Here is a 22,874-nt window from a genome sequence, read left to right on the forward strand (position 1 = left end):
ATCATACCGAATCAGAACTTTTTGTAATCCACAAATTCTAATCTTATGAAAACGAAAAGACTTACTGTTGCTCAGGCTACCATCGAATTTCTAAAGAACCAGTATTCTGAAAGAGATGGAGTTGAGCAAGCATTTTTTGCCGGGTGCTTTGGAATATTTGGACATGGCAACCTCGCTGGATTTGGGCAAGCTCTTCAGCAGAATCCGGATTTCAGATATTATTTGGTGAGAAATGAACAAGCTGCAGTACACACCGCCGTTGGTTATGCTAAAATGAAGAACCGGTTGTCAACTTTTGTTTGTACATCCTCAATTGGGCCTGGCGCTACAAATATGATAACAGCTGCAGCTGGTGCAACTATAAATCGTATTCCGGTGCTGCTGATGCCCGGTGATTTGTTTGCAAAACGACAGGTAGCACCAGTCTTGCAACAATTGGAATCTGCTATTTCACAAGATATTTCAGTTAATGATTGCTTTAAACCTGTTTCAAAATACTGGGATCGCATCAATCGTCCGGAACAATTAATAACAGCTCTTCCTGAAGTAATGAGAGTGTTAACATCTCCAGCTGATGCTGGTGCTGTTACGCTATGTGTTCCTCAGGATGTACAGGCTGAAGCGTGTGATTTTCCAATTAGCTTATTTGAGAAACGAGTGTGGCATGTAGCCAGATCACGGGCAGATATTAATGCTATAAAACGAGCAGTAGAATGGATTCGTTCGTCAAAGAAACCTATGATAATAGCTGGCGGAGGAGTCATATATAGTGAAGCAGAGTCCAGCCTGAAAGATTTTGTGCATCAAACAGGAATCCCAGTTGGTGAGACATTCGCAGGCAAGGGATCATTACCTTATGATGATGCTCATAACCTTGGTGCGACAGGTGCAACAGGCACAGAAGGAGCAAATGCAATTAGTAACGAGGCTGATCTGGTTATTGGGATTGGAACGCGATACAGTGATTTTACAACCGCTTCAAAAACTGCTTTTCAAAATGAAAAGGTACGGTTCATTAATATAAATATTACTGAATTTGATTCTCACAAGCATAGTGCATTGGCACTGACTGGAGATGCCAAGGCGATTTTAGAAGAGCTGATTGAGAAAGTTGGGGATTACAAAGTTGATCAGGCCTATCGTCAAAGAGTTGCGGATTTTAATAAAAGCTGGGATGAAAAAGTAAGATTGGCTTATCAGGCTGATGAAAGAGCAGTACCTAGTCAAGCTGAAGTTATTGGGGCAGTTAATAATTTTTCGAAGCCGGAAGATGTCGTGTTATGTGCTGCCGGAAGCGCTCCTGGCGATTTGCATAAATTGTGGCGTACCCGAAATTCAAAAGGCTTTCATCTCGAATACGGCTATTCATGCATGGGATATGAAATTTCAGGTGGACTAGGTGCAAAAATGGCATTCCCTGAACGTGAAATTTACATTATTCTAGGTGATGGCGGTTATTTAATGATGCCATCTGAGATTGTAACTTCTTTGCAAGAAGGGTATAAATTAACCATTATTCTAATTGAAAACGGCGGATTTGCCAGTATTGGCGGCCTATCAAAATCGATAGGAAGCGAGGGGTTCGGTACAAAATACACGTATCGAAATTCAGAGACAGGCTTGATAGAAGGGGACCCATTGCCTGTTGATTTTGCAAAAAATGCTGAAAGTCTGGGAGCAAAAGTTTATTCTGCAAAAGATATTGATTCTTTTAATACGGCTTTAGCAAATTCTAAGAATGAGAATAAAACCACTTTAATACACATAAAGACCGTACCCGAAAGAAAAATGGCAGGCTACGGGTATGCATGGTGGGATGTTCCAATCGCTGAAGTTTCTAATTCAGAATCAGTCCAAAAAGCGTATGAAAACTATGTACTTCAAAAGAAAAATCAGAAATACTTTTTGTAGATGCTGAAAACTAGAAGAATACAAACTTAGAACCTAACTACGCATGCTAACTATACTCACATTTTTAGGATTTACAGCTTTTGTTGCATTTTACACCTGGTTTAAACTTCGAAAGGAAAAACTGGATTCTTCAGACGGCTACTTTTTAGGTGGTAGAAGCCTAACGGGAATTGTTATTGCAGGATCCATGTTGCTTACCAATATCTCAACCGAGCATCTAATTGGAATGAATGGTTCCACTTATAAGAATGGATTTATTGTAATTTCCTGGGAAGTTACTTCTGCACTTGCCTTGGTAATTGCAGCTATATTTTTCATTCCGAGATATTTGAAGCTTGGTTTGACAACTATTCCAGAATATCTAGAGAAAAGATTTGATGGGCTTACACGTAGTTTGGTAGCTCTGTTTCTTGTGATTTCTTTTGTGGTGACTCTATTGCCCATCGTATTGTATACCGGGGCAATCAATCTTGAAAGTATATTTGATGTTTCTGAAGTTTTGGGGATTACACGTTCGGAGGGATTATGGCTTACTGTTGTTAGTATTGGTGTGATTGGTTCTGTTTACGCAATCTTTGGAGGATTGAAAGCGGTTGCTTTTTCAGATACTATCAATGGTTTTGGCTTACTTGCCGGAGGTATTCTGGTTCCCCTTATTGCTTTAATAAGTATCGGTGGTGGCAACCCAATTGAAGGACTTATAAAAGTATATGAGAACGCTCCCGAAAAATTTAACGTGATTGGGGAAAGAGATTCAGTAATGCCTTTTGGTGTACTCTTTACAGGTTTGATTATTAATCAGCTGTACTTCTGGGGGATGAACCAAACCATCATACAACGGGCGTTGGGAGCACGAAACCTGAAAGAAGCACAGAAAGGACTTTTGTTTACTGGTGTTTTGAAGATTCTGGTTCCATTAATTATTGTACTTCCTGGGGTGATTGGATTCTATTATTTTGGTGATTCCATGTATGATAATCAGGACCTGATTTATCCGGCGCTGATCAAGAAAGTTTTACCACTCAGTCTTACAGGATTCTTTGCAGCAGTAGTAATGGGTGCTGTTTTAAGTACCTTCAATAGTGTGTTAAACAGTGCGGCAACCATATTTAGTATTGATGTTTATAAAAGGATGATTAATAAGGATGCTTCCGAGAAAAGATTAGTTTGGATTGGTAGGGCACTATCGTCAGTTCTTGCTATTACGGCTATTATTGCGGCTCCTATGGTTGCAAGAGCGCCGGAAGGTTTGTATCAATTACTTCAGCAACTAAATGGGATATTTTTCATTCCAATCGCATCTATCATGTTAGCTGGCTTTTATATGGAAAAGATTTCTGCTGTTGGCGCAAAGGTTGCCTTATTATTTGGATTGTTCTATTACATCATTACCACATTCATCCTTAAAATAGATATACACTTTATTCATAACTGGGGAATTGAATTTGTGTTGAATGTAGCCCTCATGTTTGTTGTTTCGTATTTCTATCCGCGTAAGAATTATTCAATCCGAACGGCTCCGCTAAATATGGAAATGATTCCATGGAAATATACACGACACCTCTCAATAATATTAGTTGTGATAACTATAATGATTTACATTTTGCTTGGGCAAAATTAGAATAGAAGTAAAATTAATTTTTCAGAAGATATGGAAGTTTTAAAGAATTACATTAATGGAAGTTGGGTTTCAAGTAAAGAAACAGGAACAATTGCTGTTGTGAATCCTGCTAACCAGGAAGTGCTAGCCAAAGTTCCTTATGGGGACAAAACCCTATTAGACGTTGAAGGGGCTGTTTCTGCTGCCTCTGCAGCCTTTAAAGTGTGGCGTGCTACCCCGGTGATGAAGCGAGTTCAACCGCTCTATAAATTGAAACAGTTACTGGAAGATAAACTGGACGAAATAGCGCGGTTAATTACATTGGAATGTGGTAAAAGTTTTATTGAATCAAAAGCTGAAATTCAGCGAGCCATTGAAAATGTAGAAACAGCATGTGCAACTCCGGTTCTAATTCAAAGTGAATTCTCCGAAGATATCGCCTCAGGTATTGATGAGTTTATGATTCGTCAGCCAGTAGGAGTTAGTGCTTGCATTTCTCCTTTCAATTTTCCGGGCATGATTCCATTTTGGTTTTTGCCCTATGCGATTGCATGCGGAAATAGCTTCATCCTTAAACCTTCAGAGAAGGTGCCTTTGACAATGATGAAGGCTTTTGAATTAATCGATCAGCTTGATATTCCTGAAGGACTAATTAACCTCGTCCATGGTGGAAAATCTTGCGTAGATGCACTTCTTGATCATCCAGAGGTTAAAGCAATAAGTTTTGTAGGATCCACCAACGTTGCCAGATATATTTATCAAAGAGGGGCTGCTAATGGGAAACGAGTGCAGGCTCAGGGAGGGGCAAAAAATCCCGTAATCGTTATGCCCGATGCAGATATTGAAATGGCGGCTAAAATAGTTGCAGACAGTGTTTATGGCTGCGCAGGGCAGCGCTGTTTGGCAGCTTCAAATATTATTACAGTAGCAGATCAAAAAGGAATAATTACAGAAGCGCTGGTAGAAGCCGCTAAAAGCAAAACTACTGGTTTCGGATTGGATGAAGACATTGAGATGGGACCTGTGATTACGCCTGAAAGTAAAAGACGAGTTGAGACTTTAATTGCTAGAGGAGTAAGTGAAGGTGCCAATTTGCTGTTGGATGGACGAAATGCAAAAATTAGCGGATATGAGTTGGGGAATTTTGTAAAACCTACTATTCTCGAAAATGTAGCTCTAGATGGTGAAGTGGTCAATACGGAGATATTTGGACCGGTAATGAGCTTATTGCATATGCAAACCATCGATGAAGCAATCGATTTTGTGAATAGTAATTCCTATGGAAACATGGCTTGTCTCTTCACTTCAAGTGGTTTAAATGCGCGTACTTTTCGCAATAAAGCAAATGCCGGAAATATTGGTGTTAATATTGGTGTTGCTGCTCCTATGGCACAGTTCCCGTTTAGTGGATGGAATAGCAGTTTCTTTGGCGATTTGCATGCACAAGGACGTCATGCAATCGAATTCTATACTCAGACAAAAGTGGTGATTGAACGCTGGCCGAAGGAATGGTCTCGCAAGTTTTAAACTCGAATTATTAAAAAGCAAAATCAACATTTAATCAAAATAATAACATGATAAAAATAGCCAATGCACCTTGTTCCTGGGGTGCCCTTGAATTTGAACTGGAAGGAAAATCGCTGGGATATGAGCAGGTTCTTTTAGAAATGGTTGAGACTGGTTATGAAGGTACCGAATTGGGCGATTGGGGGTTTATGCCTACTACTCCAGACGAATTGAAGCAAGCTTTAACGGCGAAAAATTTACAGCTGTTAGGTGCATTTGTTCCTGTTGCACTGGCAAAGGAAGAAGCTCATGATAATGGGGTAGATCTTGCATTGAAAACCGCGGCCCTGATGTTTGAGGCTGGCTACGAAAATGCTTTTATTGTTTTGGCGGATGAAAACGGATCGGTAGAAGAGCGAACCAACAATGCTGGCAGAATTACACCGGATATGGGATTATCTGAAGCAGAGTGGAACGTATTTGCCGCAGGAGCCGAAAAAGTAGCGAAAGCCGTCAAGGGAAAATATGGTTTACGCACCGTTTTTCATCACCATTGTGGTGGGTATGTGGAAACGCCGCAGGAAGTTGATATTTTATTGAAACTTACTAATCCTGAACTTTTGGGATTGTGCCTGGACATGGGGCATTATGCTTTTGGAGGGGGAGATCCTGTTGCTGCAATGAAAAAATATCAGGATCGGATTTGGCATGTTCACTTCAAAGATTATGATCCCAAAATAGGAAAGGAAGCCGCTATTAATAAATACAACTATTTTAAATCGGTTGAGTTGGGTGTCTTTTGCGAATTAGGTAAAGGAAATGTTGATTTTAAATCCATCGTAAATATCTTAAATAAAAAAGGGTATGATGGTTGGATTGTAGTGGAGCAGGATGTTCTTCCAGGAATGGGGTCACCAAAGAAGTGTGCTGATAATAACCGACAGTATATAAAATCATTAGGACTTTAATAGATTAATCAGAATCATCATGAAAAAAATAAATGTAGCTGTTGCCGGTTTAGGCCGGATTGGCAAAATTCATTTGAAAAATTTGTGCCGAAATTTCTCTGACGTTCAAGTTGTTGCGGTTATGGATTTATTAGATGAATCGAAAACCATTGCTGACCAATTTAATATTCCTGTTTTTGTAAAAGATTTCGATCAATTGCTTGCGGTGCCGGAGCTTGATGCAGTTGTAATTTGCTCGCCAACCGACACACATGCTGATTATGTGGTAAAAGCAGCGAACGCAGGAAAGCAAATATTCTGTGAAAAACCCCTTGATCTTTCACTTGATCGGGTAAAGCAAGTATTGGAGACAGTAAAGGGTGCCGGAGTAAAATTAATGCTTGGTTTCAATCGTCGCTTTGATCCGGAGTTTAAAAAAATTAGACAATTAGTGTTGGACGATGCCGTTGGGGATGTTCAAATTGTTAAAATCACTAGTCGGGATCCGGGGCCACCACCAGTTTCTTATGTGAAGGTTTCTGGAGGGATGTTTTTAGATATGACGATTCATGATTTTGATATGGCTCGCTACATTTCGGGGAAAGCAGTTAAAGAGGTTTATGCGAAAGGCGCAGTAATGGTTGATCCCGAAATTGGAAAAGTTGGGGATGTTGATACAGCCATTATTACTTTAACTTTTGAAGATGGATCAATGGCGGTAATTGACAATTGTCGCAAAGCCGTTTATGGTTACGATCAGCGTTTAGAAGTTTTTGGAAGTAAGGGAATGGCTCAAGCCGAAAATAACTTTCCAAATAATCATAAATTATATACAAAAGACGGCATTTCTGGCGACTTACCATTGAATTTCTTTCTGGAGAGATATGATGCATCTTATAATCAGGAAATGGCCGAATTTATTGATGCATTAGTTTCAGGAGGAGAGGTGCCGGTTGATGGAAATGATGGCTTACTATCCATTGCAATTGGATTGGCAGCCAAAAAATCGATGGTAGAAAATAGACCTGTTACGTTGACTGAGATTTTGTAAAGCAGCTGATTTAATGTTTTTATTGGCATTGGAATTAATTAAATTTATATGTACCATGCTCCCAAGTAATGTTTGAAAACGATTCTCAATTATTGGAAAGACTTAAGAATAGCGACGAAATTGCATTCAAAGTTATTTACAACAAATACTTTCCACGGTTGTATTATTATGTTTTGGAATTTATTCCACTGAAGGATATTGCCGAAAATATATTGCAGGATACGTTTTTTACATTGTGGAATAAGCGATTGGAGTTGAAAGACAACTCCAATTTAAGTGCCTATTTATTTACCGTGGTGAAAAATAATTGTCTGTATCGATTGAGAGATCAACGTTACAGACAAAAGCTTTTTAAATCGACATCAATCAACAGAGATGAATTGGAACTTAATATGGAAGTTCTAGATTCAATGGATACCTCCACATTTACAATTCAGGAAATACAACGCATCATTGAGATAACTTTGGCAGAACTTCCTCCTCAAAATAGAAATGTATTTATAATGAGTCGATTTAAAAATAAGAAGAACAGGGAAATTGCTGAAGAACTCAATATCTCTGTTAAAGTAGTAGAGAAACATATTTCTAAAAGCTTGAAAGTTTTTAGAATTGCTCTGAAAGATTATCTCCCTTTTGTAGCCTATTTGCTAATACAGTAGAAAGGACTAAAATTAATAACTGGCTTCCAGATGAAAGGAAAGTTTAATTAGAGGGGGGGGGGTAAATAAGGTCTCGTGCATTGTTCTTTTAAAAGCAATAAATGGAACCATCCGAAAATATTACCAAACTAGTAACAGGTAATTCTGACTCTAAAGCCTCAGAAGGCAAAACTGATTTGAAAAACGATCAGGATAGCAGAGAACAATACAAAAAAATCAAGCTCTTATGGGCACTTATTTCGTCTTCAAATTCAGTTCCTGACTACCATCTTGAAAAATCATTCAAGGCGCTTCAAAAGAGAATTAAATTCTCTGAAATTAGACGATCACTTTACAGTTATTCCAGGTATGCAGCAATAATTTTATTAGTTGTTGGAATAACTTCGGTTGTGCTCAACTTAACGGGCAACTTATCTTTTAACAATAAGAGCGAATTGATCTATACAGAGGTTATTGCTGATTTTGGACAGGTCTCCAAAGTGGTCCTTCCGGATAAATCAATCGTGTTGTTAAATTCAGGAAGCTCATTGAAGTATAATAATGAATATTCCATAGATAATCGGAACCTGATACTTAATGGGCAGGCATTCTTTGATATTCAGAAAAATAAAAAATTACCAGTCGTCTTAAACGCAAAAGATGTAGAGGTTAAAGTGTTAGGAACAAAATTCTATGTAAATGCGTATCCTGAAGAGAATCAGGTCGATATATTCCTTGAAAGCGGGAACGTGGAGTTGAGGGTGCATAAAAGGGAACATGATAAATATCTAATGGTTCCAGGGCAAATTGCCATTTATGATCTAATAAACGACAGTATGAAGATTTCTGATGGTAATATGAATGAATTTACTTCATGGAAAGATGGAAAATTGGTTTTCAAGGATGAACCACTTGATCGCGTTTTAAGAATCCTCGAACGAAAATTTAATGTTGAATTCATTCGAAATACCCCGAAAATCAGCAAGTCCTCATTTACTGCAACTTTCAGAAATGAAAGTCTTGTTGAGATCCTTAACTATATAAGTTACTCCTGTAAAATCGACTATAAGATTGATGAACCCTTAACAAATACTAAACAAATTGTAGTACTAAACTAAATAGTTTTAACCCCGAGAAAAATGACGCCTATGATGTAAAAATTGACTTATTAAAAAATAAAGGAGATGTACCACCACCTCCTTTAAAGTTTATTCATGCAACGAGTCTCGCAAACTTATGCACAAAACAATTTGAATTATGAATCCAAATCGCGATAAATTTATGAAAAAAAACAATTATTCATTGATTTCTATAGTGAGAATATTATGGAAATCAGATTTATGTCGAATTATGAGAGCATTTATTTTTATAATGTTATTAAGTATTTCGCAAGTGATTGCCATCAATACCTATTCTCAGAGTACAAGACTAAATCTCTCTTTTGAGAATGTTTCAATTAAGAACATTCTTGAAGAAATTGAAGATCAATCCGAGTTTTATTTTATTTATGATTCATCTGTTATCGATGTCGATAAGAAGGTGAGTGTTAATTCTGAGAATGAGTCTATTTCAGAGATTCTGGATCAAATTTTTGAAGGTACGAATGTAACTTATCAAATTAATGATCGAATGGTCGCAATCTCTGTTGAAAGTGAATCAAATGATGTGCAACAAGTTCTAAGTATTTCAGGACTTGTAACCGATGAGAATGGAGCTCCATTACCGGGAGTGACCGTTTTATTAAAAGGAACAACCATCGGTGTTATTACTAATCTTGATGGTGAGTATTCAATCAATGAAGTTCCTCAGGATGGGGTATTGATATTTTCTTTCGTTGGAATGCAGGATCAGGAAATTCCAGTGAATGGACAACGCTCTATTAATGTAGTAATGGTTGAGGAAACTATCGGATTGGAGGAAGTTGTTGCTATTGGATATGGAAATCAACAAAAGAAAGATATTACAGGAGCGGTATCTTCCGTAAAAGCTGGGGATTTCAATAAAGGAGTCGTTAATTCTCCTGCCCAACTGTTACAGGGTAAGGTTTCGGGTGTAAATATAACTTCTTCAAGTGGTGCACCGGGTAGTGGTCAACGAATTATTATTCGTGGGCAGGGAACAATTCGACAAGGTTCAGGACCTTTATTTGTAATTGATGGATTTCCTGTTGGTTTGGCTGGTACCGGCTCTGGAAGCAGCCCTTTGAATTTTATCAATCCGGAGGATATTGAGACTATCGATGTTTTAAAAGATGCCTCGGCAACCGCTATTTATGGTTCGCGCGGTGCAAATGGTGTAATCCTTATCACAACCAAAAAAGGGAAATCGGGAACTACAAGTTTATCCATCACCTCAAATGTTGGAATTTCAAAAATCGCAAAGAAAATACCAGTGTTTGATGCTGATGAATTTCGTAAACAGGTAGTTGCAGTAGGTGGTATTTTGGAAGACCGGAATGGCAACACTGACTGGCAAGATGAATTAACAAGATCTGCTATTACCCAAGATCAAAATCTGGTAATGTCAGGAGGTACGGATAAGTTCACTTATCGGGCTTCGTTAGGGTATCTGGATCAGGAAGGTATCGTTATTAATACCGGAATTAAAAGATATAGCGGAAGAGTAAACGCCTCTCAGAAATTGTTGGATGGCAGGTTGAATATTGACTTTAACCTTAATTCAACAATAGAAACCGGAGAGAATGCACATATGGGAACTGTCGTTTCAAATATGCTAAGTTTCAATCCAACATATCCAGCGTATGATGCAAATGGAGAACCTACAAAATTTCAGGATTTAATTAATCCGCTTGATCAGGCTGAGTTGTTTACGGATTTTAATGAAACTCGTAAAATGATCGTCAATATTGCACCATCATTCGAAATTATTGATGGATTAGTCTATAAGCTAAATATTGGCTATGAGAATCGATCAAGTGAGACAGATAACCAGGAAATGCCAAGTATAGATCCATATGTTCAGGGTTATTTACAACAGAGTTTCTATAATGGAACCAATATTCTGGTTGAAAACTATTTAACTTATACATTAGATCTTGATGACCACAATATCACTTTACTAGGTGGTTATTCATATCAAAAGGACAAAGCACGATCAAGAAGCTGGAATATCACTCAGTTTGAAGCAAATGATATTGAACCTCGTTACAATCCAGGGAATGGACAAATTTTGGATCTGGCAACAAACAGACCTAGTGGTTGGGCTCAAATTAATGAGTTGCAGTCATATTTTGGTAGAGCAACATACAACTACAAAGGTAAATACATGGTTACCGGAACTGTAAGGGTTGACGGCTCTTCCAAATTCGGGGGAAATAATAAATACGGTACATTCCCATCTTTTGCTGCAGGCTGGAGAGTTTCAGAAGAACCATTTATGGAATCATCACCATTTACAAACCTGAAATTAAGAGCTGGCTGGGGACAAACAGGTAATCAGGAAATTCCACCTAAAATTACAAAGGAATCATATCAGTCATCAAACAGTGGTAGTTACAGTTATCCATTGTCTGAATCTGGGCCTTATCCGGTTGGAACAGTTTATACCAGGCTGGCAAATCCGGATATTCAATGGGAAGTTTCCACGCAAACAAATATTGGAGTAGACTTTGGACTTTTGGATGGAGCACTTTCGGGAACCGTGGATTATTTCCATAAAGTTTCAACCAATATTCTTGTTGAAGTACCATCATTTGATCCGGTTTCTCCAGCGCCTACTTATTGGACGAATGTTGATGGTATGAATATCATTAATAAAGGATTGGAAGTTGCCTTGGATTATCAACACCGGAATGCAAATGGATTTTCCTATTCAGTAGGAGCTAATGCAACATTTATTGACAATGTGGTTGAAGATTCTCCATTCACAGTTTTAACAACAGGAGCTGCTTCCGGATCAGGCCAAACCGGTGCTACGATTAATGGAATGATTAGCGGTTATCCTATTGGTTCATTTTACATGAACAAGTTTACCGGAATTGGATCTGATGGTCTTTCAACCTATGAAGGTCCGATGGTTGCAGGTGGCGATGATCGCTACGTTGTTGGAAGTGCATTGCCCGATGTGATGTATAACTTTTACGCAACGATGAGTTATAAGAAATTTGATTTGAATATTAATTTTAATGGTGTGTCTGGCAATGAGATTTATAACCATACTGCCATGAATAAGTTTTACAAAGGTCAGTTGGCAACTTCAAACAATGTCGTGGCAAAGGCCATTGAGTTTCCGGAAGAAGCCATTACCAACGCTGCAATTGTATCAACACGTTATTTGGAAGATGGATCTTTTCTTCGTTTAAATAATATGACTTTAGGCTACACTTTTAATACGTATGCCATGGGGATTGGAAACTGGGCAAAAGTACTGCGCTTAACGCTTACTGGTCAGAATCTATTTGTGATAACTGATTATTCAGGATTTGATCCGGAAGTTAATCAGGATAAATCCCAAGGTGGAATACAATCGTTTGGAATAGATGATAATGGGTATCCAAAATCCAGAACATTTGTTGTTGGACTAAACGTAACCTTTTAATTAATTTAAAATGAAGAATCAAATGAAAAATAAGATAAATATAGCCTTCTTAGCGTTTATCATGCTATTTAGCTGGAGTTGTACTGACCTTGGAGAGCAGGTTTTAGATGAGTCTCTTACAGGTAGTGTATCCGAAGATGAGGTTGTAACAAGTGTAGTTGCACCAGCATACTCGAATCTTTCAACATTGTTCTTGCATACGCACTTATTTTGCCTTCAGGAAATTTCTTCTGATGAAGGAATCCTGCCTGCTCGTGGTGGAAAAGACTGGTATGATGGTGGAGTTTTTTATGAATTGCACAGACATGAGTGCCTGGCAGAAAATGCAAAGATCAGGGATACCTGGAATGATCTTACTCTGATGCTTTCAAGATGTACCAGTGCAATAGGCACCCTAACTCCTATGGTGGAAAGTGACGCAACTGCCAGAACATTTTTAGCTGAAGTTAGAGGCCTTCGCGCGTATTATAACATGTTAATGCTGGATTTATGGGGAATTGCATTTGAAAAAGATGACCCTAATGAACTTTCAGTTATTTTGCGTGGAAACGATGCTGTTGAATACATCAGAACTGAACTTGAAGCTATCGTTGGGGACTTAAAAACGGATGTTGGCCCTGGACGATTAACTCAAGGTGGAGCTTATGCTCTTTTAACCAGACTGCATATGAATGCAGCGGTTTGGCGTGATCCTTATTCAACAAATTTCGATTTCACGGATGCCGACATGGATAAAGTAATTGAGTACAGCACAAAGGTGATAAATGATTATGACTACGTAATGTCACCTGAGTATTTTGCTTGTTTCGACAATGACAATCATACGAATAAAGAACTGATTTTTGCCATTGATCAGCGACCGGATTTGAGTAGTTCTCACAACCGAATGTGTTATTGGTCAATGTCTGGTAGTTTCTATGGTAACCCATTGTATCCTGATGGAGATGGTACTGATGGCGGCGCAATTACTCAGGAGTTTTATGAAAGTTGGGTAGAAGCTTATGGTGATGTTGATCCGGCGGATGCAGACTGCAGATTCTTTTGGGAACGCTTAATTGTTCCGGAAGATTCAACAATAGCAGCTGAAGATTTCAAGTTGAACAGGGGTATATACCGTGGTTTACAAATCGGATTGCAAAATGCAGGGCACAAACAACCATTTTTTGTTGATGAAGAAGGTGAATATAAGTTAGGACCGGTAAAAGATGTTAGGAGAGCTGCTGCGGATGCCTATGTTGATTATATTTTGGAAGTTGACTTTACCGCCGAAGGTAGTGACTATAACAGAGGCTATCGGGTTGAGAAATACGAATGGAGTTCAGTATCCACAAATGGAACGAATAAAGGTGAACACGATCTTGTGATTGTGCGTTTGGCTGATATGTATATGTTGCGTGCAGAAGCAAAACTTCATAAAGGTGATGCTTCCGGAGCACTTGCAGATGTGAATTTTGTGAGAGCTTCGAGAACAGCGAGGCCAGAAGTAACACCAGCTCCTTTGACATCGTTGAATTTAGATATTCTTTTTCGCGAGAGAGGATTTGAATTTTACTGGGAACATCAAAGAAGAACAGACATGATTCGATTTGGAAAATACGAAGACCCACTGATTGAGAAGACAAACAGTGATGTTAAAATGCGTCTTTTCCCTATTCCTCAAACAGCTATTGATGGTACTTCAATTGTTGAAGGTTACCTTGTTCAAAATGATGGGTATTAACTTGCAATGCCCGGATTATAATATGCTAATGAGTGTCCGGGGAAGTATATTTTCCCCGGATTTTCTTTTTAGAGCAGTCTTAAAACCAATAATGCCTAAAAACCTAATGTAATGAGGAATTTATCAAACTGGGGCTTCCTTTTCTTATTATGGATATTAATTGCATATGGATGTAAAGATGAGACACCAACACAATTAAAAATTGCAGCATATAATGTCGAGTATAGTAAGAATGCATCAGCTGCTGAAATAGGAGAAGCTCTGAAACCATTCAATTTTGATGTGGTTTGCTTTTCAGAAGCACCTGGGGGAGATTGGACTAAAAAGGTAGGAGAAGCAATGGGCCTGAGTTATTCTGTTGTTGGGAAATATTCAACAGCTGGTCATGTTGATAAATACAAAACAATTTTAAGTCGTACTCAATTATATGGATTGGAAGAAGTTCTAATGGCAGATACACTGCATTCTGTCACAAAGGCAAAAACAAAAATTAATAATGCTGAATTTGGCATTTATGCGGTGCACTTCCCATTTGGATGGCGTGATCAGGCTCATATAGACGAAACTACGAACAAAATATCCACGTTTATTGAATATGTTGAGAAGAGTCAACCAGACGAAATATCGGTTATAGCAGGCGATTTTAATTTCATTCCTTCAAATGCAGACACAGCCAATTTATATCATGAAATGTTTAAAGAAATTGGAATGGATGTGTCGTGGACTGAATTAGGGGTTGATTGTACAAAACGAAATACATATGATGCACTAAATCCTGCGGATCAGGGGAGTGGTGAGGTTATTGATCATGTTATTTACAATACAACAAAACTTCGTGCACTTGATGGCGAAATAATTGAAATGAATAAACCTTTATCGGATCATAAACCTGTATGGACTCTTTTGGAGGTAAAGTAATTTGAGGTTTAATTCTGAAGTTCCTATTTGATCGAAAAAGAAACAATAAATATGACAAGAATACGGATATTGATGCTTCTTTTTATTGTTATCGTTCTGCAGTCTTGCAGTTACGATCTTACTAAAAATGAAACAGATTTACAGATTGCTTTTATGGCAGATGTGCATCTTCAGGACATTTATGGTAAGCTTTCTGATTCTGATTATAAGGGCGTTTATAATGCAGAAACAGGCTTATACACATTGGCACGCACCATGGGGGCTCAGTTGCATTCAACCCGCCTGTTTAATGAAAATTACTTTGCTTTTTTAGCAGCATTGGATGATGTTGTAAAAAGAGACGTTAAATATGTTGTTTTGCCTGGCGATTTTAGTGATGACGGGCAACCTCTTAATGTTCGTGGATTAAAGAGAATTCTTGATGAATATTCTAGTGAATATGGAATTCACTTTATCGTCACGACAGGAAACCATGATCCTGTTCGCCCTTTTTCGTTAGAGGCAGGTAAAAATGATTTTTTGGGAAAAGGAGGTAAAGAACAGGCTATTATGAGTCAGGAGGGATTGTTTACTCCAAAAGATAAAACTGATTTGCAAGCAATTGTAACATCAGATATACGAAACATGGGCTATTCTGAAGTTATTGATATGCTTGGTGAATATGGGTTTTATCCTCAAAAAAATAATTTGTATTGGGAGACACCTTTTACCAATTACACCTATGAAGAATATCAATACGAAAAAGCAATAAACCAATCATCATTGCAAAACCGAATTTTCACCATGCCGCCAAACGATATTCACGTGCCAGACGTGAGTTATTTGGTTGAACCAATAGATGGTGTTTGGTTTTTAGCGATTGATGCAAATGTCTATCTTCCTATAAATGGATCAGAAGATGATCCAATGAATCCATTGAGTTTTGAGGGTGCAAGTATTGGCTATAACAACGTGATGACTCATAAAAAGCATTTGTTGAAATGGATTGAAAAAATAACAAGTAGGGCTGAACGGATGGGTAAAACGTTGATTGTCTTTAGTCATTATCCGATGATTGATTTCAATGATGATGCTTCGGCCTATTTGAGCGAATTGCTAGGAAAAAATAAAATGCAACTTCAACGAGTACCTTGTGAAGATGTTGCTCAGGCTTTTGCAGACGCAGGTATAAAGCTCCACTTTGGCGGTCATATGCACATCAATGATACTGGAATTAGACATACAAAAAAAGAGAACTTTTTGGTGAATGTGCAAATTCCGTCATTAGCTGCATATGTCCCTGCATACAAATTGTTGACTGTTAAAAACATGAATCAAATGGAGGTGCAGACGATTGTTTTAGATTCTGTTCCGCGTTTTAATGAACTTTTTCCATTGTACAGAATGGAATATGAGTATTTAGAAAAGTCTGCAGGGCAAAGGGTCTGGGATCAGCAAATTCTTCAGGCAAAAAGCTATAAAGAATTTACCCTTTGGCACTTGAAAGAATTGGTCAGGCTGCGTTTCTTGCCAAATGATTGGGCGGAAGATTTTAAGGACTATATATTGTACTCAACTGGGAAAGAATTATTGATGCAAACTAATTCATCAATTCTTGATAGTGTTGACATTCGTAATTCTGAGTTTGAAAATTGGACTGGATTTGATCTAATATATGATTTTTATCGACTTCGAAATGCTGATCAATTAGCATTTAGCGACATTGGTGAAGATCGAATAAAAGAATATAAGTTATTGACTCAAATCTGGGCTGAAAATTCTAATGATCTGGAATTAAACAATCAACTAAAGTTATTTGGTCTGACATTTCAACATTTTTTGAATGGAGCGCCTTCAGATCACTTTGTTGTTGATTATTCAGGGGGAGAAGTTGTCGAATTAAACGAAGACAGGTAACTTAAAAGTTTAAATGGCATGAGTAAATGACGACGCTGTATACGTATTAATTTATGTGTTATTCTTTGAATGAATTGATCTGTCCTGGAAAAACTTAAAATCTAACTTATGATTTCGAAATTTGTGTTTAATTTCTTTTTACTAACGTGCTTTTTTATTCAGACGAGTGTTGCACAGTATTCAACATTAAATGCTCATTCTCACAATGATTATGAGCAATTAAGTCCATTTACCCTGGCATATGAAAATCATTTTGGTTCCATTGAAGCGGATATTTGGGAAGTAAATGGAGATCTTTATGTGGCTCATGATCGGGATAAGATAAATCCTGAAAGAAGTTTAGATGGTTTATATATTGAGCCAATCGTTGAGAAATTTAAGGCAAATAATGGAAAAGCTTGGGCCGACCATGAAGGTTCATTTCAACTGTTGATTGACTTGAAAAATGAGTTTAAACCAACTTTAGCTTTACTAGTCGAGAAATTAGCGGAATACCCAGAGGTGTTTGATCCTTCTGTAAATAAAAATGCCGTTAAAATAGTCATCAGTGGAAACCGTCCGGAGCCTGATGAATTTAAGTTATACCCATCCTTTATATTTTTTGATGGAGAATTCTCTAAAACCTATACCAAGGATCAGCAAAAACGAATTCCATTATTTAGTGATAATTTTAAAAAATATTCGCAGTGGAATGGGAAGGGGACAATACCTGATTCAGACATGGAGAAATTATCCCAGGCAATTGATTCAGTGCATGGCCTTGGCCTAAAAATACGGTTTTGGAATGCACCTGATTTTCCCAATTCATGGGAGACATTTACTCAACTGAAAGTTGATTATATCAATACTGATCACATTGCGAAATTAGCTGATTATTTAAATCAAAACTAAACAACTAGATATGAACTCCAGACGCGATTTTTTTCGAAAATCAGCTTTGCTGGCAGGAGCTGCTGCATTGCCAACCTCTCAAACATTAGCTGATGATCCCGTTAAAACGGTTGCAACCACTACAGGTGATTTACCTTTCAAAAATACGTACGTCAAGAACTTATTTGTTACTGAGAATGAATATCGAAACAAATCTGCAGAAATCACAAAGTCACCAGGCTATCAGGCTGCAAGGGAACTTTTGCCGGTTCCAAAATGGGAAGGAAACCAGCTTGCAATTGATATGTACTGGAAGACATGGGAGATAGCTTTTCGCAATATTAAAGATCCGGAGGAAAAATCTGGCTTTATTAGCTCATATCTTGACACGGCGTATAACGGGAACATCTTTATGTGGGATTCGAATTTTATCACCATGTTTGCCCGTTATGGAAGTAGAGTCTATCCGTTTCAGAAAACATTGGATAATTTCTATGCGAAACAGCATCCGGATGGTTTTATTTGTCGCGAAATATGGGGAGATACCGGAATGGATTGTTTTGAGCGGTTCGACCCGACAAGCACAGGGCCAAACCTGATTCCCTGGAGTGAAATAGAATATTTCAAGCATTTTGCAGATTGGGAACGGATTCATAAAGTATTTCCGGTCTTATGCGGTTACTATCAGTGGTTAAAACTTAATCGCACCTGGAAAGATGGATCATATTGGTCGAGTGGATGGGGGACTGGAATGGATAATCAACCAAGGGTTTTAAGGGACTATAATCCCATTTTCTCACATGGGCATATGACATGGCTGGATACTTGCCTTCAGCAATTATTTATTGGGAAAACACTTGTTGATTTAGGTTTTTATGTGGAACGTTGGCAGGAAATTGAAGGTATTGAGGATGAAACAAAATCATTGAAAAAGTATATTAAAGAAAATTTGTGGGATCCGAAATCAAACTTTTTATACGACAAATATGCAGACGGTAGTCTTGGAACGCTGAAGGGGATTGGTGCATTCTGGACGCTGTGGACTGATGTTTTGGATGCTGATGAACTTGAATCATTTGTTGCACATTTGAAAAATGAAAATACCTTTTACAGGAAGCATCCAATTCCATCGATACCGGCAGATCATGAGAAATACCAACCAGATGGAAGATATTGGCAAGGCGGTGTTTGGGCTCCAACAAATTACATGATTATCTCAGGTCTGAAAAACAAAGGATTTAGGGATTTAGCTTTTGACTTAGCAATAAAACATCATCAACAAGTTGCTACAGTATTTAAGAATACAGGAACTTTTTGGGAATATTATGCTCCCGAATCAACCGAACCAGGTTTGCTGGCAAGGCCAGACTTTATTGGCTGGACAGGCCTTGTCCCAGTTTCAATACTTTTTGAATTAATTTTTGGAATACAAGCAAATGCTTTGAAAAACACACTTGACTGGGATGTTCAATTAACTGATGAACATGGTATTGACCGATATCCAATTGGTGAGGAAGGTTTGCTTTCGTTAAAATGCAATTCCCGAAGTTCAGTTAATCAAAAACCATCTATTGAGATCAACTCAAATATTGCCTTAAAGTTCAATTTGAAATGGGGAAATGGAGAGGAAACGTTTAACCTAAAACCTGGTGACAATAAAATAAACTAGTCTAAATACTAAATCAAAATTAATGAAAACTAAAATCTATTCTTTGCTTGTTATAGCTTTTGCAATAATCATTTCTTCCTGTACTGAAAATAAGCCAACAGTGCTAAAAGTGATGACATACAATATTCGGTATGATAATCCAGACGACCTGCAAAACAATTGGAAATACCGGAAAGACTTTGCCGCCAATATGATTCATTTTTATGATGTTGATATTTTTGGCACCCAAGAAGTGCTTAAAAATCAGTTGGATGATCTGCTGGATCGATTGCCGGAATATACTTCTTTGGGAGTTGGAAGATTTGATGGAAAAACGGAAGGTGAGTATAGTGCAATCTTTTATAAAACGGATAAATATGAGGTATTGGATGACGGTCATTTTTGGTTGAGTGAAACTCCTGAAGTTGCCGGTTCAATGGGCTGGGATGCAGCTTGTGAGCGGATTGTTACCTGGGGAATTTTTAAGGAGATAGAAACTGGGAATCGTTTTGCCTTTGTAAATACACATTTTGATCACCGTGGAAGGAAGGCACGAAAAGAAAGTGCTTTGATGCTTAATAAAGAAGTATCAAGAATTGTTGCCGAGGATTTACCTGTAATTGTTACGGGTGATTTTAATGCAATTGAGACTTCGGAGCCAATCCAAACAATACTGGAAGATGGAATTTTATTAGATACCCGAAAATTGGCTCCGATTGTATACGGACCTTCCTGGACTAGCCATAGCTTTGGTCAGATACCATTCGAAAAAAGAAATATTATTGATTACATCTTTGTGACTAAAGATTTTTCAGTTGAAAAATATGCTTCTATTTCAGATCGCTTGGATTCAACTTATTTGTCCGATCATAATCCGGTTTATGTCGAAGCAATTTTAAATAAATAGTGTTTTAGAATGAAATATTATTCCTGTTTATTAGCCATTGTCTTTTCTATTGTCTTGATTGAAGCGTTAGCACAAGAGTATTCGAATGCTTATGGCAAGGTGATAGAATATAAAAATGAGCAACCGTATGAAACGGTATTCGTTCAGCCTGTGAAAAATAACAAGGTAAAGAATGTAATACTTATGATTGGTGATGGAATGGGGCTTACTCAGGTTTCTACTGCGTGGGTGGCTAATCATGGAAGATTAAACATTGATAATTTTACTCATGTTGGTTTATCTCGTACTACTGCTGCGAACCGATTAATTACCGACTCTGGAGCTTCTGGTACAGCAATGGCCACTGGCCAAAAAGCAAACTATCATTCAATTGGTGTTGATGTTGACGGAAATCCACTTGCTTCAATTACTGATTTGGCAATTGCTAAAAATCTTTCAACAGGTATCGTGGTGACCTGTGGAATAACGGATGCGACTCCTGCTACTTTTTGCGCAAACAACGAAGACAGGGAAATGGAAGAAGATATTGCGTTGAATTACCTCACATGCGGAGTTGATTTCATTTTTGGAGGAGGACGCAATCAATTCATACATCGGCAAGATAATCGTAATCTGATGGATGAGATGAAAAATATGGGCTATCAGGTTGAATCGTTCTGGGATAAGGTCAGTTCAATTCAAAAAGGAAAGGTATTTGCCTTGTTGGAAGATGGACAATTGCCTCTTTATCCTGAAAGAGGGGACGTATTTAAAGATGCTTGCATGAAAGCCATATCAATTCTTGACCAAAATAAGAATGGTTTTTTTGCTCTGCTTGAGGGCTCCAGAATTGATGATTGCGGCCATTGGAATGATATTCCAAAACTAATGAATGAGATGATTGATTTTGACCAAACAATTGGTAAAGTATTAGAGTGGGCCGAAGATGATGGTAATACCTTGGTAGTGGTTTTAGCTGATCATGAAACTGGTGGACTTACCTTGTTGGACGGGGATATTTCTGATGGTTTGATTAAAATAAGTTATTCAACGGGAGGCCATTCGGGGATTTTAGTGCCGGTGTATGCCTATGGGCCTAAATCTGAAATGTTTGATGGAATGTATGAAAACACCGAAGTATTCGAAAGAATAGTGAAGATTTTGAAACTTAAATAAGCTACAATGAAAAACAGAATAATAACTATTGCAGTCACTCTATTGTTGATTTTCTCAGTACAAGGATTTGCGCAGAATAGTAATTCACTAAAGTTTAATAAAGATCATACTTTTAAAATAGCTCAATTTACTGATCTGCATTGGGAAAATACTTCACCCGGTATTCAAAAAACTATTCAAACTATCAAGACGGTTCTGTCCGAAGAAAAGCCAGATTTGGCGATACTTACAGGTGATATTGTAACTGCTGTTCCTGCTGAAGATGGTTGGAGAGCATTGAGTCAAATATTTGCAGAATTTCAGGTGTCATGGGCGGTCACTCTTGGAAATCATGATGGGGAACCTGATATAACGCGTGAACAGATTTTTGATTTGCTTGAAGAGCAACCCTATTTTATTGGGAGTAAAGGTCCTGAATTATACGGTTGTGGAAATTATGCACTTCCTGTTAAAAGCTCAACTGATGATGCAACTGCCGCAGTTATTTATTGCATGGATTCGAATGACTACGTGCGAGATCGTAATCTTGGGGGCTATGATTGGATACATTTTGATCAAATAGAATGGTTTCGAAATGTGAGCGATGAATACACCAAATCAAATAATAATTTTCCATTGCCATCTTTGGCTTTCTTTCATATTCCGCTTGTTGAATTTAACAATGTAGTTGGCAAAGAAAGAACCTTGGGTTTAAAAAAAGAGGGAGTGGCTTCTGCTGAAATTAACTCTGGCATTTTTGCTTCATTTATTGAGAAAAGGAATATTATGGGTGTATTTGTAGGGCACGATCACAATAATAATTATATTGGTATTGAGCACGATATTGCTCTTGCATTTGGACAGGTTACCGGTGCAGATGCTTATGGTGAACTTGAACGGGGAAGTAGAATTATTGAGATGCGAGAAGGCGAATACAGCTTCAATACGTGGATTCGAACAGAATCTGGCGTACAGTTTAAGTACAATTATCCCTCGGGTCTCTCGGCAAACGAAACAGACTTAGAGTTTTTGCCAGCCACCCAAAAGGCAAACTTGAAAAATGGTATTCGGTTTAAATATTTCGAAGGTCCATTTGAAACTGTAGATCAGTTGTCGTCCACAAATCCGGTTGATAGTGGGGTTTTAGATGATATTTCTATTGAGTCGGCGACTTCTGCTGATTCTTTTGGATTTGAATTTTCTGGTTGGATTATGATTCCAAAGAGTGCATTATATCGCTTTTATACATACTCTGATGATGGATCAAAGCTTTTTATAGATGGAGTTGAAGTTGTAAATAATGATGGTTCTCATAGTGCTAAAAGGGAAGACGGGAAGATTGCTCTTGAGGACGGATTCCACAATTTCAAGGTACTTTATATGGAAGATCATGCGGGAAATATATTGGATGTTGGTATTTCCAGTATCAATATTCGGGAATGTAAAATACCAAAAGAGTTTTTGTATACAGAATAAATTTGAGTTTTATCCAGCAAAAAGAGGCCGTCTCAAAACAAGTTTTTGGGACGGTTTTTTTTTCTTTCTCATTTGGTTTTTTCCTGGTTCTATTT

At 37.8% G+C, this 22,874-nt stretch carries 16 protein-coding genes; all 16 read left to right on the top strand.

The window, feature by feature from the left end:
* The first annotated feature begins 45 nt into the window (after positions 1–45).
* Entirely contained in the window at positions 46–1,911 is a 1,866-nt protein-coding gene (iolD, locus tag ACUNWD_RS10570) for a 3D-(3,5/4)-trihydroxycyclohexane-1,2-dione acylhydrolase (decyclizing) (RefSeq protein ID WP_445587773.1), read from the top strand.
* A 43-nt stretch (positions 1,912–1,954) separates the two neighbouring features.
* On the top strand, positions 1,955–3,532 hold the full coding sequence (locus tag ACUNWD_RS10575) for a solute:sodium symporter family transporter (protein ID WP_445587774.1): 1,578 nt from the start codon (positions 1,955–1,957) through the stop codon (positions 3,530–3,532).
* Between the two features lie 30 nt (positions 3,533–3,562).
* A complete protein-coding gene (locus ACUNWD_RS10580; RefSeq protein ID WP_445587775.1) occupies positions 3,563–5,038 on the top strand; it encodes a CoA-acylating methylmalonate-semialdehyde dehydrogenase in 1,476 nt (491 codons plus the stop codon).
* A 47-nt stretch (positions 5,039–5,085) separates the two neighbouring features.
* On the top strand, positions 5,086–5,985 hold the full coding sequence (locus ACUNWD_RS10585; RefSeq protein ID WP_445587776.1) for a sugar phosphate isomerase/epimerase family protein: 900 nt from the start codon (positions 5,086–5,088) through the stop codon (positions 5,983–5,985).
* Between the two features lie 19 nt (positions 5,986–6,004).
* A complete protein-coding gene (iolG, locus tag ACUNWD_RS10590) occupies positions 6,005–7,015 on the top strand; it encodes an inositol 2-dehydrogenase (protein WP_445587777.1) in 1,011 nt (336 codons plus the stop codon).
* 68 nt (positions 7,016–7,083) lie between these two features.
* Complete coding sequence (locus ACUNWD_RS10595) at positions 7,084–7,674, top strand: RNA polymerase sigma-70 factor (RefSeq protein ID WP_445587778.1); 591 nt, start codon at positions 7,084–7,086, stop codon at positions 7,672–7,674.
* 101 nt (positions 7,675–7,775) lie between these two features.
* Positions 7,776–8,771: a FecR family protein gene (locus tag ACUNWD_RS10600; protein WP_445587779.1), complete on the top strand. Its 996-nt coding sequence runs from the start codon at positions 7,776–7,778 to the stop codon at positions 8,769–8,771.
* A gap of 232 nt (positions 8,772–9,003) precedes the next feature.
* Positions 9,004–12,210 (top strand): TonB-dependent receptor, encoded by a 3,207-nt coding sequence (locus ACUNWD_RS10605; RefSeq protein WP_445587780.1) that lies wholly within the window; start codon positions 9,004–9,006, stop codon positions 12,208–12,210.
* Between the two features lie 22 nt (positions 12,211–12,232).
* Positions 12,233–13,930, top strand: a complete 1,698-nt coding sequence (locus ACUNWD_RS10610) for a RagB/SusD family nutrient uptake outer membrane protein (RefSeq protein WP_445587781.1) — start codon at positions 12,233–12,235, stop codon at positions 13,928–13,930.
* 111 nt (positions 13,931–14,041) lie between these two features.
* Positions 14,042–14,848 (top strand): endonuclease/exonuclease/phosphatase family protein, encoded by an 807-nt coding sequence (locus ACUNWD_RS10615; protein WP_445587782.1) that lies wholly within the window; start codon positions 14,042–14,044, stop codon positions 14,846–14,848.
* Positions 14,849–14,899: 51 nt separating this feature from the next.
* The gene (locus ACUNWD_RS10620) at positions 14,900–16,744 is read left to right on the top strand and encodes a metallophosphoesterase (RefSeq protein WP_445587783.1); all 1,845 of its coding nucleotides are present in this window, start codon (positions 14,900–14,902) and stop codon (positions 16,742–16,744) included.
* 108 nt (positions 16,745–16,852) lie between these two features.
* Entirely contained in the window at positions 16,853–17,635 is a 783-nt protein-coding gene (locus ACUNWD_RS10625) for a phosphatidylinositol-specific phospholipase C/glycerophosphodiester phosphodiesterase family protein (RefSeq protein WP_445587784.1), read from the top strand.
* Positions 17,636–17,645: 10 nt separating this feature from the next.
* Positions 17,646–19,283 carry an MGH1-like glycoside hydrolase domain-containing protein gene (locus ACUNWD_RS10630; RefSeq protein ID WP_445587785.1) on the top strand — a complete coding sequence of 546 codons (1,638 nt, stop codon included), beginning with the start codon at positions 17,646–17,648 and terminating at the stop codon, positions 19,281–19,283.
* A gap of 22 nt (positions 19,284–19,305) precedes the next feature.
* A complete protein-coding gene (locus ACUNWD_RS10635; RefSeq protein ID WP_445587786.1) occupies positions 19,306–20,169 on the top strand; it encodes an endonuclease/exonuclease/phosphatase family protein in 864 nt (287 codons plus the stop codon).
* Positions 20,170–20,178: 9 nt separating this feature from the next.
* Positions 20,179–21,324 (top strand): alkaline phosphatase, encoded by a 1,146-nt coding sequence (locus ACUNWD_RS10640; RefSeq protein ID WP_445587787.1) that lies wholly within the window; start codon positions 20,179–20,181, stop codon positions 21,322–21,324.
* A gap of 6 nt (positions 21,325–21,330) precedes the next feature.
* Complete coding sequence (locus tag ACUNWD_RS10645; protein WP_445587788.1) at positions 21,331–22,779, top strand: PA14 domain-containing protein; 1,449 nt, start codon at positions 21,331–21,333, stop codon at positions 22,777–22,779.
* The last annotated feature ends 95 nt before the right edge of the window (positions 22,780–22,874 follow it).

The organism is Sunxiuqinia sp. A32 (genome assembly GCF_052690465.1).

Coding starts and splice junctions, on each gene's coding strand:
- ACUNWD_RS10630 (WP_445587785.1), top strand. CDS start 17,646: ATGAACTCCAGACGCGATTTTTTTCGAAAATCAGCTTTGCTGGCAGGA.
- iolD (WP_445587773.1), top strand. CDS start 46: ATGAAAACGAAAAGACTTACTGTTGCTCAGGCTACCATCGAATTTCTA.
- ACUNWD_RS10600 (WP_445587779.1), top strand. CDS start 7,776: ATGGAACCATCCGAAAATATTACCAAACTAGTAACAGGTAATTCTGAC.
- ACUNWD_RS10605 (WP_445587780.1), top strand. CDS start 9,004: ATGAGAGCATTTATTTTTATAATGTTATTAAGTATTTCGCAAGTGATT.
- ACUNWD_RS10585 (WP_445587776.1), top strand. CDS start 5,086: ATGATAAAAATAGCCAATGCACCTTGTTCCTGGGGTGCCCTTGAATTT.
- ACUNWD_RS10635 (WP_445587786.1), top strand. CDS start 19,306: ATGAAAACTAAAATCTATTCTTTGCTTGTTATAGCTTTTGCAATAATC.
- ACUNWD_RS10575 (WP_445587774.1), top strand. CDS start 1,955: ATGCTAACTATACTCACATTTTTAGGATTTACAGCTTTTGTTGCATTT.
- ACUNWD_RS10625 (WP_445587784.1), top strand. CDS start 16,853: ATGATTTCGAAATTTGTGTTTAATTTCTTTTTACTAACGTGCTTTTTT.
- ACUNWD_RS10580 (WP_445587775.1), top strand. CDS start 3,563: ATGGAAGTTTTAAAGAATTACATTAATGGAAGTTGGGTTTCAAGTAAA.
- ACUNWD_RS10645 (WP_445587788.1), top strand. CDS start 21,331: ATGAAAAACAGAATAATAACTATTGCAGTCACTCTATTGTTGATTTTC.
- ACUNWD_RS10615 (WP_445587782.1), top strand. CDS start 14,042: ATGAGGAATTTATCAAACTGGGGCTTCCTTTTCTTATTATGGATATTA.
- ACUNWD_RS10640 (WP_445587787.1), top strand. CDS start 20,179: ATGAAATATTATTCCTGTTTATTAGCCATTGTCTTTTCTATTGTCTTG.
- ACUNWD_RS10595 (WP_445587778.1), top strand. CDS start 7,084: ATGTTTGAAAACGATTCTCAATTATTGGAAAGACTTAAGAATAGCGAC.
- ACUNWD_RS10610 (WP_445587781.1), top strand. CDS start 12,233: ATGAAAAATAAGATAAATATAGCCTTCTTAGCGTTTATCATGCTATTT.
- ACUNWD_RS10620 (WP_445587783.1), top strand. CDS start 14,900: ATGACAAGAATACGGATATTGATGCTTCTTTTTATTGTTATCGTTCTG.
- iolG (WP_445587777.1), top strand. CDS start 6,005: ATGAAAAAAATAAATGTAGCTGTTGCCGGTTTAGGCCGGATTGGCAAA.